The organism is Cryobacterium sp. W22_MBD10_FK3, assembly GCF_052113745.1.
Classification (GTDB): domain Bacteria; phylum Actinomycetota; class Actinomycetes; order Actinomycetales; family Microbacteriaceae; genus Cryobacterium.
Genome location: NZ_JBGQOH010000002.1, coordinates 263,137 through 275,442, shown reverse-complemented (window position 1 = coordinate 275,442; position 12,306 = coordinate 263,137). Strand labels below are relative to the sequence as shown.

The window sequence follows — 12,306 nt, the reverse complement described above, 5'->3', positions numbered from 1 at the left end:
CGATTCCCGGTCAGTCGACTTTGCGGCTTTTCAGCCGGTCGGTCGGTCAGTCCGTGATTTAGCGCAGCAGCGAGAGAACGCCCTGGTTGGACTGGTTCGCCTGCGCGAGCATGGCGGTACCGGCCTGCGACAGGATGCTCGAGCGGGTGTACTTGACCATTTCCTCGGCCATGTCGGTGTCGCGGATACGCGAACCGGCAGCGGTGAGGTTCTCCTTGGAGACGGCCAGGTTGCGGATGACGCTCTCGAACCGGTTCTGGTCGGCACCGAGCGAGGCGCGAGCAGTCGAAACGCCCGTGATCGCGGTGTCCAGGTCACCGATGGTCTCCAACGCGAATGCCGAAGTCGAGAATCCCGTAACAGGTTCTTCCTCGGTGCCCGTGTTTTTCGCCAGGTCCGAGACGATCGTGCCGAGTGCAGCAACGTCGGTCAGTTTGACATCGATCTGATCCGTGCCTGCGACTCCGCCAGCGCCGATCTGGAACGTCAGCGGCGTGGTGGACGCCGCGTTGTCGAGAAGCTTGATGCCGTTGAAGTTGGTCGACTCGCTGATGCGGGTCAGTTCCTTGCCCAGTGCCGTGACCTCGGTGGAGATCGCCTTGCGAGAGTCGGCGTTGTTCGAGCCGTTACCGGCCTGAACGGCGAGGTCACGAACGCGCTGCAGGATGGTCTGGACCTCGCTCAAGGAACCTTCAGCGGTCTGGATGACCGAGACGGCGTCCTGGGCGTTGCGGCTGGCGACCGTGAGGCCACCGACCTGCGACTTCAGTCCCTCGGAGATGGCCAGGCCGGCCGCGTCGTCCGCTGCGCGGTTGATGCGGAGGCCGCTGGACAGGCGCTCGAGCGACTTGGCCATGTCGGTCTGGGTCGAGGCCAGGTTGCGGTAGGTGTTGTTCGCCGCGAGGTTGGTGTTGATCTGCATACCCATGATGTGTTCCTCCGTGATTGGGTGGTGTGCGCCGGCCCATCCATGGGCTGACACTGTGACCTATCGGCCCCACCCCGCGGCGCGTTAGCCGTTGCTGGAGAAAAGTTCGCGGGAGTCCAGCACGATCGGCTGGCCCACCGCACTCGCCAGGCCCACGGCCGTCGCCTGGCCCACGTTGATGTCGGTGACACCGGCCAGGCCGTCTGCCGCCGAGGCAACGGCTGCACTGGAGACCAACGGGCCTGCGGAGAGGGTCGGCACGGCATCCGCCACCCTGTCGTGCGCCAGGATCGCCATGCCGAGCATCGCCTGGTCGGCCATGCGGGACAGGTAGGCGCTGCGGCGGGCCGGCGCCACAGTGGACTCAGGCACATAGTCGGTCTCGGCGTCGTCGGCATAGTGGGTGCCCATGCCGTCGCGCAGCAGCCGGATGGCCTCCGAGCGTTGCTGGGAGACCGCGGAGTGGGTGATGCCGAGGTCGGCGGCGATCTCCTTGACCGAGCGGTCCTCGAAGTACACCTGCTCGATGATCGACCGCATGCGCTCGGGCAGGGCCACCACGGCGGCCCGCAGGTAGGCGAGTCGCTCCGTCGACAGCAGGGACTCCTCGGGCAGCACGGTGTCGGCCACGAGGAACTCGGCGGTGGTGTCGTCGAGGGCGGTGAGGGTTCGTTCGGAGTCAGCCAGGCCGGCCAGAGCGGTCTCCCGGTCGACACCGAGTGCGGCGGCGACCTCGTCGACGGTGGCGCTGCGGCCGAGGGCGGCGGCGAGGGTCTCCTGCACCTGGCGGGTGTCCTTGATCCGGCGGCGGGCCATCCGGGTGGCCCAGTCGTTGGAGCGCATCTCGTCGGCGAAGGCGCCGATGATGCGACGGCGGGCGAAGGCGCCGAACGGCACACCGAGTGCAGGGTCGAACGCATCGGCGGAGGTGATCAGCGCCAGGGAGCCGGCCGAGGCCAGGTCGTCACGCGAAAGGTGCCGGGCCTTGGCCCAGACCTCGGAGACGAGGTAGCCGACGAGGGGCAGGTTCTCGACCACGAGCTTGTTGCGCGCCGAACGATTCAACGAGTGCCCTCCTGCTTGGTGCTGGACCTACTGCCATGCGGTTGACGAACGGAGACGGGTCTCTGTGCGCTGCCGGGTGAGCAGGTGAGGGATGGCGTCGGTTGAAACAAGCAAAAATGCGCCCGGAACAGGGGTTCGGGTCCCTGCGCGTGCGATATTCGCCTAGCTATTACGGTAACAACAGCGGCTCGTGATTCTGGCGCAGGCGCACCCCCAGTTTGGGGCTTTTCGTGTCCTATCTTTGGGGGACCCCGCAGGCTGGAATGCCGGCGGCGAGAACCGCCCGGCCGATTCCCAGCTAACGGCCGTGAATATCCGGCCGATAGTGCTCTCGACCGGACATGGAATCGTACGATTGACCAACGGGCCTGCAGGGGCGGAAAGGCAGTGACGGTATGGGTGCCAACGAACTTTCGGCGCTGCTTTGGCGGGAGCGTGAACTGCTCGAGCTGCTGGTCTTCAAACTCGACGAGGAACAGCTGCTGCTGAGCGCCGGCCGCACCCGCTGGGTGCAGCACGCCACCCGCGAGGTGGAGCAGGTTCTCGAGTTGGTGCGCGAGGCGGGTCTCGGCCGATCCGTGGAGGTGGCCGCTGTTGCCGCTGAGTGGGGAACGTCGCAGGACGCGACGCTGAGCGAACTCGTGCAGCAGGCACCCGCGGGGCCCTGGGGCGACATTCTCACCGCGCACCTCACGGCCATGACCGAGCTGATCGCCCAGATCCGCAGCCTGCGCGACGTCAATGAGCAGTTCCTGCGCTCCGCTGCCAGGTACACCCAGGAATCCCTGGCCGGCGTCGATGCCCAGGCCACCACCTACGATGCCCGCGGCGCCTCCGACACCGCGACCACCGGCGCCCGACTCTTCGACCAGAGCCTGTGAGCCCGGCGATGACTCCCCCACTGAGGACCCCATGAGCACATTCGGCGGACTGAACACCGCATACTCCGGCCTCGTCGCGGCCCGCGCCGGTCTCGACGTGGTGGGGCAGAACATCGCCAACGTCAATACCGAGGGCTACACCCGCCAGCGGGTCACGACGTCCGCCACCAACGCGGCCGCCCGCGCCGGCCTCGTCGCTTGGGGAGCCACGCCGGGAGCAGGGGTCTCCGTCGACGGCATCGCGCGCCTGGGCAGTGCCACCCTCGATGCCAAGGTGCGCGCCACCGCCTCCGTCGCCGGGTACACCGCCGTGCGGGCCAACGCGCTGGGCTCCATCGAGACGTCGCTGAAGGAACCGGGCGCCAGCGGCTTGTCGCACCAGCTGCAGGAATTCTGGGCCGCCTGGTCGGAACTCGACAACGGCACCAGCGCCTCGGCGGCGGCCGGACTGCTTCTCGGCGAGGCCGGCCAGCTCACCGCCCAGATCAGCGCCGGGTACCGCGCGGTCACCGACGAGTGGGCCGCCGTGCGCGGCAGCGCGGACGCCCTGGTCACCGAGGTCAACGGGGCCGCCGCGCAGGTCGGCGAGCTCAACGGCATCATCCGGCAGACCCTGGCCTCTGGCGGGTCGGCCAACGAACTCATCGACAAGAGGGACGCGCTCACCGCCACGATCGCCGCCATCACCGGTGCGAGCGTGCGCGCCCAGGCAAACGGCACCGTGGACGTGCTGATCGGCGGAAACGCCCTGGTCTCCGGCACCGACGTGCAGACCCTGGCCGTGGCCGGTGCGACAACCATGCCCACCGGCCCCGACGCGGCCAAGCCCGACAACGCCGTGCGGGTCGTCTGGACCCACCGCCCGGAAGCCGTGGGTGTCGACGGCGGCGAACTCGCCGGCGCGCTCTCCCTGCTGGGTCCGGCGGATGTAAACGGCACCGGTGGCGCCATCGCCGAAGCCGCCGCCTCGTACAACGACTTCGCCACCCGCCTGGGCAATTCGGTGAACAACATCCATCTCGGTGGGGTCACCAGTACCGGAGGCCCCGGCGGCAAGTTCTTCACCTTCGATGCCGGCAACGCCGCCGCAACGCTGAGCGTCGTACCGAAGGACGCCACCGGGATCGCCGCCGGCGCCGCCGGTGCGGGAGCGAACAACGCTGCCAACGCCGACAAGATCGCCCAGCTCGGCGCCGGCCGAGCCGTGGACGCCGCCGGAAACCCTGTCACCTCCCCCAATGCCGTCTGGTCGGCCTTCGTCACCAAACTCGGCGTCGACACCGGCATCGAGCTCGCCCAGGCCTCCTCGGCGAACCTGTCCGCAAGCTCCGCGGTCACCCTGGCGCTGTCCAATTCCTCGGTCGACATCGACGAGGAGAACGTCAACCTGCTCACCTTCCAGCACGCCTATCAGGGTGCCGCCCGCGTGATGACGGCCGTGGACGAGATGCTCGACACCCTGATCAACCGCACCGGACTGGTGGGAAGGTAACCGATGATCGCCCGAGTGACCAGTCAGACCCAGATGCGCTCCGCGCAGGCCAACCTGCAGGCCAGCGCCCAGCGGCTGGCCCAGCTGCAGGAGCAGTCCTCGTCGCTGAAGACCATCAGCCGGGCCTCCGACGACCCCGCCAGGGCGGCGAACGCCCTCGCCGTGCGCGCGGAGCAGCGTGCCACCGCCCAGTACACCCGCAATGCCGACAACGGCAACGGCTGGCTGACCGCCCTGGACACCGCACTCGGCGCCAGCACCACCATCCTGACCCGGGCGCGCGACCTCACCGTGCAGGGCGCCAACGCCGGAACCATGACACCGGCCGCCAGGGAAGCCATCGCCGTGCAGATCGACGGCCTGAAGAAGGATCTGCTCACCCAGGCCAACACCAGCTACCTCGGCCGCACGGTCTTCGCCGGCAACTCCGATGCCGGCAAGGCCTTCACGACCGATTACCTTCACACCGCCGTCTCCGCCACCGGTGTCGAGCGCCGGGTGGGGGCCGACAGCACGGTGCGGGTGGATGCCGACGGTGCCGCCATCTTCGGCAACGGCACCACCTCGGTGTTCGCCCTGCTCGACACCATCTCCGTCGCCCTGCGCAGCACCGACCCGACCGTGAAGGTGTCGGATCACCTGGCCGCCGTCGACACCGCTCTGAACACCGTGATCGCGGCCAACTCGGACGTCGGCGCCCGGCAGGCCCGCATCGAAAGCGCCACGGCGGCGCTGGTCGCCCAGAAGGGCACCCTCGAAGCCCAGCGGGTGCAGCTCGAGGATGCGGATCTGGCCACCGTGATCCTCGACCTCAAGCTCCAGGAAATCGCCTACCAATCCGCCCTCGCCGTCACCGCCCGCGTGATCCAACCCACCCTGATGGACTTCCTTTCATGACCGCCACCCTGAGCTTCCTCTCCCCGCCGCCCGGACTGGCGCCGCTGACCGACTTCCAGCTGCGCGAGATCACCGGCGCCGCCGGGCTGTTCGCCCTGCAGTCGGCCGTCGACCTGCACACCCGGCTGTTCGTGCTCGACGCCTCGGTGTACCTGCCGCACTACACCCCGGTGATCTCCGACGAGCACGCCAGGGCGCTGGACCTCACCGGCCCCGAACAGGCCATGGTCCTGGTGGTCACGAACCCGGGCGAGACCGGAACCACCGTGAACCTGATGGCTCCCATCGTGGTCAACGCCGACACCGGCCGGTGCGCCCAGATCATCCTGGACGGCCAGGAATGGCCGCTGCGCGCCGAGCTCACCCCGCGCGCCGAACCGGAAGACGACACCGCCCGCTAGACCCCGCCCACACGATAAACTCGGCACCGTTAGGACAGCTGGGGGACGCGTGAACGCAGGGATCGGGGCAACACGGCCCGGCGCGCATCCCGGCGCGTCCCGCCCCAATGCCACGCGCATCGTCACGATCCGCACGACCACACCGTCGGCCGACACCGCGGCAGCGGCCAGGCCGCCGCGCACGAAACCACCGGCTCGCATACCGGCCGCCGGGCCGGACGCCCCGAACTCAGCACGCCGCCGGGACATCCAGGGGCTGCGGGCCATCGCCGTGCTCGCCGTCATCTGCGATCACGTGCTCCAATGGCCCACCGGCGGGTTCGCCGGCGTCGACATCTTCTTTGTCATCTCCGGCTTCCTGATCACGGGCATCCTGCTGCGTGAGCACGAGCGCACCGGACGCATCTCGCTCCGGTCCTTCTACGGCAACCGACTCCGCCGCATCCTGCCGTCGGCGGCCGTGGTGCTCGTCGTCACCACAGCCCTCGGTTACCTGCTGTTCAACCAGACCCGGGCCCTGACCACGGCCTGGGACGCCGTGTCGTCGTTCTTCTTCTCGGCCAACTGGCGATTCGCCGCCATCGGCACGGACTACTTCAACGCCCTCGCGCCGGCCTCGGCCGTGCAGCACTACTGGTCGCTCTCGGTGGAGGAACAGTTCTACCTGGTCTGGCCGTGGCTGATGATCCTGGTGCTGTTCGCCGTCACTCGGCGCTCGCGCACGCCGGGGAGCGGCCGGTGGACCGTGGGCGTAGTCGCCACGGTCATCGTCGCCGCGTCGTTCGGCTACGCCGTCTGGGAGACCGCAACGAATCCGACCGTCGCCTACTTCTCCACCTTCTCCAGGGCCTGGGAGCTCGGCATCGGCGCGATCCTGGCCGTGGCGGCACCGCTCGCCGCACGGATGCGCGCCGCGCTGCGCGCCGTGCTCGGCTGGGCCGGCCTGGCCGGCATTCTCGCTTCGTTCGTGCTGATCAGCGGTGACCTCGCCTTTCCGGGCCCGTGGGCCGCGCTCCCCGTGGCGGCGACGGCAGTCGTGCTCTTGGCCGGCGTCGGCGGCCCACAGCGCGGCCTGTTCCCGCTCACCAACCCGGTCAGCGTCTACCTCGGCAACATCTCCTACTCGCTCTACCTCTGGCACCTCCCGGTGCTGGCCTTCGCCACCGTGCTGCTCCCCGAGCCGACGCTCCAGAGAACCCTGATCATTCTCGGCACGATCCTGGCGGTCTCGGTCACGTCGTACTACCTCGTGGAGCAACCGTTCCACCGCTCCCCCTGGCTCCGCGGCCCCCGGCTGGCCGGTGAGCGCCGAGCCGCCTGGCGCCTCTGGCGCGAGACCTTCGGCGCCCAGTTCATCCTGTCGGCGATGAGCGTCGTCGTGATCGTGACGATCGTGGCCGTGTCATTCCAGCCGCACAGCGCACCGGCGGCTCCCCCGGCCGCGCCGGTGACGGATGCGCAGGCCGCGGTGAACCCCGAGGCCGGGTTGCAGGCCGACCTCGCCGCTGCCGTCGCCGCCACAACCTGGCCGAACAATCTGTCGCCCTCCCTCGATGAGGCCATGGGCCGCACCTCGAACGACAATCCAGCACGCGAGTGCTTCGACATCGGCGACACCCCCGATGTCGGCCGGTGCACCTGGGGCGCCGACGACGCGCCCCACCAGATGTACCTCGTCGGCGATTCCGAAGCCCTCTCCTACGCCCCTGCATTCAAGGCCATCGCCGAGGCCAGCGCCGGCCAGTGGAAGATCACCACCATCGGGCTCTACGGCTGCAGGTTCACCGAGGTCCTGGTCGCCAACGAGGGCGCCGGGGTGATGGAGGCCTGCCCGCAACGCAAGGCCGACATCAGCGACCGGATCGCCGCCGACGCCCCGCAACTGGTGGTGGTGGCCAACGCATTCGCCGAGGGGCAAGACGCCAACCGGGCGCCGCTGTCGGTCGCGGCCATCGTCGCCTCGACCCTCGCCGAGACCGCCGGCTACAACGCCGCCGGCACGATCGTCTACCTGGCACCGCCGCCGCTCGGGGCCGAGCTCGGCCGGTGTTACTCGGCGGTGTCCAGCCCCCAGGACTGCAACGCCCCTGTCGGTGCGGTCTGGCAGCAGTTCGCCGCGGCGCTGTCCGCCCCCTCGGCGACCACCGCGACCGGCGACCACTTCATCGATTCGCTGGCGTTCAGCTGCTCCGAGGGCATCTGCCCGGCCTTCGCCGGCACCACCCCGACCAAGTACGACACCGTGCACATGACGCCGGCCTACGCCGAGAAGGTGGCCCCGGCCATCCGCTATGCCCTCGGCGCCCTCGGTCTCATGTAACCGAAACGCGCGCGCCGGTGCCTGGCACGCCGGTATAGTCGGTGCTGGCGCCAGCGTTGGCGCCGGCGACCTCACCCCGCGACAGCCGTGGGCTCCGCAGCTCCCGGCTGAGGACGCACCCCAGCCCCTCGACCCTGTCGAGGTTGCCGCTGCGCCTGTTTGCGCCGCGGAGAAGCTCCAGAGGTGTTCCATGGGTGACTTTCTCAGCGAGGACAGCCCGGCCTGGCTTCTGCCACCGATGACCGCCGCCGTCACCGACAGCGTGGTGAACCCGCTCGACGAGCCCTGCGCCCGCTTCCGCGAGCACGACGATCATCGCGGCGCGCCGGTTTTCCCCCATCCGCCGGGCCGAGCGGTTCGCCTACATCGAGGCCGGCCGCATCGTGGAGCTCGGCAACCACGACGAGCTGATGGTACTCGGCGGCCGCTACGCGGTCATCGCCTCCCATCAGAAACCCTGACCGACCTCACCCACCCCAACCACATTCGCCATCCTTCGAAAGGCAACCAGTGCCCCGGTTAGACATGTCCCTGCCCGAGCTGCAGCAGTACCGCCCCGAGGTGGCCGAACCGGCCGACTTCGACGCGTTCTGGCAGCGCACCCTCACCGAGGCCCGCCGGTATCCGGCCGAGCCTGTGCTCACCAGGGTCGATTCACCCTTGACCGAGGTGGAGGTCTACGACGTCACGTTCAACGGTTTCGCCGGCGACCCGGTCAAGGCCTGGTTCCTCGTTCCCGCTGAGAGAAACGGCCGGTTGCCCGCCCGGCTGCCCACGGTCGTCGAGTACAACGGTTACGGCGGCGGCCGCGGCTTTCCGCACGAGCGGCTCGGCTGGGTGGCCAGCGGCTACGCCTACCTGTTCATGGACACCCGGGGGCAGGGCAGCGTCTGGGGCTCCGGCGGGGACACCCCCGACCCGCACGGCAGCGGCCCGTCCGCGCCCGGCTTCATGACCAGGGGCATCCAATCGCCGGATGCCTACTACTACCGCCGGGTGTTCACCGACGCGGTGCGGGCCATCGACGCCGTGCGTACCCTGGACCGGGTCGACCCCGACAGGGTCGCGGTGTGCGGTGGCAGCCAGGGTGGCGGCATCGCCCTCGCCGCGGCTGGACTGGCCGAGGGACTGGTCGGCGCGATGCCGGAGGTGCCGTTCATGAGCCACTTCGAACGTGCCGTGGGCATGACCGACAACGACCCGTACCAGGAGATCGTGCGCTACCTCTCGGTGCACCGGGACCGGGTCGAGGAGACCTTCGCCACGCTCTCGTATTTCGACGGCGTCAACTTCGCCAAGCGCGCCACCGCACCGGCGATCTTCTCGGTGGGGCTGCTCGACCCGGTCTGCCCGCCGTCCACGGTCTTCGCCGCCCGCAATCACTACGCAGCGGATGCCGAGATCGAGGTGTACCCGTTCAACGAGCACGAGGGTGGCCAGGGCTACCACTTCGTACGCCAGGCGGCCTGGCTGGCCCGGCAGCTGGCCCGGTAGCCGGCCCGCCCCGCCGCTGGCCCGGTAGCCGGCCCGCCCGCCGCTGACTGTTGCCGCTACGGACATGTGCACCCGGCACACCGGGTGCACATGTCCGCACGGGCGACAGTTGCACAGCGGCCGGCAGCACGATCGAGATCGTGCCGGCCCCCATCGTCTCGCTATTCCTGCAACGATGCATGTACAACGGCGTCACGTCCGGAGCCACCAAGCAACGTCTGGAAAGCCCGCAATGTCCAACTCCGCACTGTCCAACCCCGCAATGTCCAACCCCGCACGGTCCCTCCTGCCCACGGTCCGGGTCCTCGACGCCGACTGGAGCGTCACCGCGCTGGAGGGCCCCGTCCCCCAGAGCATCCAGAACCTGGCTGTGCCGGCCACAGTGCCGGGCTCGGTGCACACCGACCTGCTGCACGCCGGCCTCATCCCCGACCCCTACCTGGACGGCAACGAGCAGCTGCTCTCCTGGATCGGGCTGACCGACTGGCGGTACAGCACCACCTTCGAGTGGGACCCGGCCGGCAGAGACCGCACCGAGCTGGTCTTCGCGGGCCTGGACACCATTGCCGAGATCACGCTGAACGGGGTGAGCCTCGGCACCACCCGCAATATGCACCGCGGCTACAGCTTCGACGTGGGCTCCCGGCTCACGGCCGGCCCGAATGAGCTCGTGGTGGTGTTCCGCTCCCCCGTCAAGGCAGCGGATGCCGCCAGCCTCGACCTCGGCTACCGCCCGCACGTGAACCACCACCCGTACAACGCCATCCGCAAGATGGCCTGCAGCTTCGGTTGGGACTGGGGCATCGACACGTCCACCTCCGGGCTGTGGAAGCCGGTGACCCTGGTGAGCTGGTCGACCGCCCGCCTCGGCGCGGTGCGCCCGATCGCCACCGTTCAGGGCAGCACCGGGCTGGTGGCTGTGCACGTCGACGTGGACCGCGCCCGCCAGGCTCCCGCCGACGAGACTCCCGCCCACGAGACTGCCGTGAGCGTCACGGCATCCGTTGCCGGGATCAGCCGCACCGTGGAGTTGCCGGCCGGGGCGACGAGCACCACGGTGACCCTCGAGGTGCCCGACGTCAACCTCTGGTGGCCCGTGGGCTATGGCGAGCACCCGCTCTATGACCTTCAGGTCACCCTGCGGGCGACCGCCGGCGCGGAGGTCCTGGACCGGTTGACGGCCCGCATCGGCTTCCGCACCGTGGAATTCGACACCACGCCGGACGAGAACGGCACCCCGTTCACCCTGGTCATCAACGGCCAGCCGGTGTTCGTGCGCGGCGCCAACTGGATCCCCGACGACGCCTTCCCGCACCGGGTCACCAGGGCCCGCTACCTGGCCAGGCTCGAGCAGGCCGAGTTCGCCAACATCAACCTGATCCGGGTCTGGGGCGGCGGCATCTTCGAGAGCGACGACTTCTACGACCTCTGCGACGAGCGGGGCCTGCTCACCTGGCAGGACTTCCTGCTGGCCTGCGCCGCGTACGCCGAAGAGGCCCCGCTCGGCGACGAGATCGAGGCCGAAGCCAGGGAGAACGTCGCCAGGCTCGCCGCGCACCCGTCGCTGGTGGTGCTGAACGGCAACAACGAGAACCTCTGGGGGTTCGAGGAGTGGAACTGGAAGCTCCGCCTGGACGGCAAGACCTGGGGCGGCGGGTTCTACTACGACGTGTTCCCCGCCCTGGTCGCCGAGCTGGCGCCGCACATCGGCTACACGCCCGGCAGCCCGTTCTCGCCGGTCGCCGGCAGCATCCGGAACGACCTGCACCCCAACGACCCCGAGCACGGCACCACGCACATCTGGGACCTCTGGAACCGGCGTGACTACCCGGCCTACCGCGAGTACCAGCCGCGGTTCGTGGCCGAGTTCGGCTGGCAGGGCCCGCCCACCTGGTCGACCCTCACCGAGTCGATCCACGATGTGCCGCTGACCCCGGAGTCCCCGGGCATGCTGGTGCACCAGAAGGCCATGGAGGGCAACGTCAAACTCACCGACGGGCTGCTGCCGCACCTGCCGCTGCCCGATCAGATCGGTGACTGGCACTGGGCGATGTCACTGAACCAGGCCACCGCCATCAGCACCGCGATCGAGCACTTCCGCTCGCTCTCGCCGCACTGCATGGGCAGCATCGTCTGGCAGCTCAACGACTGCTGGCCGGTCACCTCCTGGGCCGCCGTGGACGGCTACGGCCGGCCCAAGCCGCTGCTCTACGCGATCATGCACGCCTACGCCGACCGGCTGGTCACCGTCCAGCCGCGGGAAGGCGGCCTCGCCGTCATCGCGGTCAACGACTCCGCAGACACCTGGAGTGGTGAACTCCTGGTGCGGCGGCACACAGACGCGGGCGCCGTCCTGGCCGAGTACACCGAGCAGGTCACCCTGCCGGCGCGGTCGACGGTGACCGTGCCGCTGCCCGCATCCGTGTCCGCGGCAACGGATGCGGCGGCCCAGCTCCTCCGCGCCGAGCTGGCCGGGGTGCGCGGGCACTGGTTCTTCGCCGAGGCCCGCGACAGCTCCCTGACACCGGACGAACCCGAGGTCAGCGCCGCACGCACCGACGGCGGCTACAGCGTGCGCGTGACCGTGCCGGTGCTCACCCGCGACCTGGCCTTGCTGGTCGACAAGATCGACCCGAACGCCCTGGTCGACGACATGCTGGTCACCCTGCTGCCCGGCGAAAGCGTGGTCTTCAGCGTCACCTCAGCGCTCGACATCGACCCGGCCGCCTTCACGGCGCCGGGCGTGCTGCGCAGCACCAACCAGCTGGTGCGGCGCTCGATCGCCTGACCAGGCGGGCCGGCGGCGGCGGGCACCGCTAGCGCACCAG

Annotated in this window: 9 protein-coding genes; 7 read left to right on the top strand and 2 right to left on the bottom strand. The window is 69.5% G+C overall.

The genetic code is table 11. From position 1 onward, the window contains the following. Positions 1–58: 58 nt before the first annotated feature. Entirely contained in the window at positions 59–928 is an 870-nt protein-coding gene (locus ACEN2M_RS04225) for a flagellin N-terminal helical domain-containing protein (protein ID WP_441646883.1), read from the bottom strand. 84 nt (positions 929–1,012) lie between these two features. Next, positions 1,013–1,993: a sigma-70 family RNA polymerase sigma factor gene (locus tag ACEN2M_RS04220; RefSeq protein WP_441646882.1), complete on the bottom strand. Its 981-nt coding sequence runs from the start codon at positions 1,991–1,993 to the stop codon at positions 1,013–1,015. A 395-nt stretch (positions 1,994–2,388) separates the two neighbouring features. Here ACEN2M_RS04220 and ACEN2M_RS04215 point away from each other — a divergent pair, with 395 nt between their 5' ends. The 7 genes from ACEN2M_RS04215 (at position 2,389) to ACEN2M_RS04185 (ending at position 12,266) form a co-directional block, all read left to right on the top strand. Next, positions 2,389–2,874: a flagellar protein FlgN gene (locus ACEN2M_RS04215; RefSeq protein ID WP_441646881.1), complete on the top strand. Its 486-nt coding sequence runs from the start codon at positions 2,389–2,391 to the stop codon at positions 2,872–2,874. A 31-nt stretch (positions 2,875–2,905) separates the two neighbouring features. After that, entirely contained in the window at positions 2,906–4,366 is a 1,461-nt protein-coding gene (gene flgK / locus ACEN2M_RS04210; RefSeq protein WP_441646880.1) for a flagellar hook-associated protein FlgK, read from the top strand. Positions 4,367–4,381: 15 nt separating this feature from the next. Further along, positions 4,382–5,263: a flagellin N-terminal helical domain-containing protein gene (locus tag ACEN2M_RS04205; protein ID WP_441646879.1), complete on the top strand. Its 882-nt coding sequence runs from the start codon at positions 4,382–4,384 to the stop codon at positions 5,261–5,263. Next, a complete protein-coding gene (locus ACEN2M_RS04200) occupies positions 5,260–5,664 on the top strand; it encodes a flagellar assembly protein FliW (RefSeq protein WP_441646878.1) in 405 nt (134 codons plus the stop codon). The genes ACEN2M_RS04205 and ACEN2M_RS04200 overlap by 4 nt, the downstream gene beginning before the upstream one ends. Before the next feature lie 49 nt (positions 5,665–5,713). Beyond that, on the top strand, positions 5,714–7,984 hold the full coding sequence (locus ACEN2M_RS04195; RefSeq protein ID WP_441646877.1) for an acyltransferase family protein: 2,271 nt from the start codon (positions 5,714–5,716) through the stop codon (positions 7,982–7,984). Between the two features lie 510 nt (positions 7,985–8,494). Continuing rightward, positions 8,495–9,478, top strand: a complete 984-nt coding sequence (locus tag ACEN2M_RS04190; RefSeq protein ID WP_441646876.1) for an acetylxylan esterase — start codon at positions 8,495–8,497, stop codon at positions 9,476–9,478. A 232-nt stretch (positions 9,479–9,710) separates the two neighbouring features. Then, the gene (locus ACEN2M_RS04185; protein ID WP_441646875.1) at positions 9,711–12,266 is read left to right on the top strand and encodes a glycoside hydrolase family 2 protein; all 2,556 of its coding nucleotides are present in this window, start codon (positions 9,711–9,713) and stop codon (positions 12,264–12,266) included. Positions 12,267–12,306: the final 40 nt, after the last annotated feature.

Bases quoted from the DNA above. Each gene is read 5' to 3' on its own strand.
- ACEN2M_RS04215 (WP_441646881.1), top strand. From the start codon at position 2,389: ATGGGTGCCAACGAACTTTCGGCGCTGCTTTGGCGGGAGCGTGAACTG.
- ACEN2M_RS04225 (WP_441646883.1), bottom strand. From the start codon at position 928: ATGGGTATGCAGATCAACACCAACCTCGCGGCGAACAACACCTACCGC.
- flgK (WP_441646880.1), top strand. From the start codon at position 2,906: ATGAGCACATTCGGCGGACTGAACACCGCATACTCCGGCCTCGTCGCG.
- ACEN2M_RS04200 (WP_441646878.1), top strand. From the start codon at position 5,260: ATGACCGCCACCCTGAGCTTCCTCTCCCCGCCGCCCGGACTGGCGCCG.
- ACEN2M_RS04185 (WP_441646875.1), top strand. From the start codon at position 9,711: ATGTCCAACTCCGCACTGTCCAACCCCGCAATGTCCAACCCCGCACGG.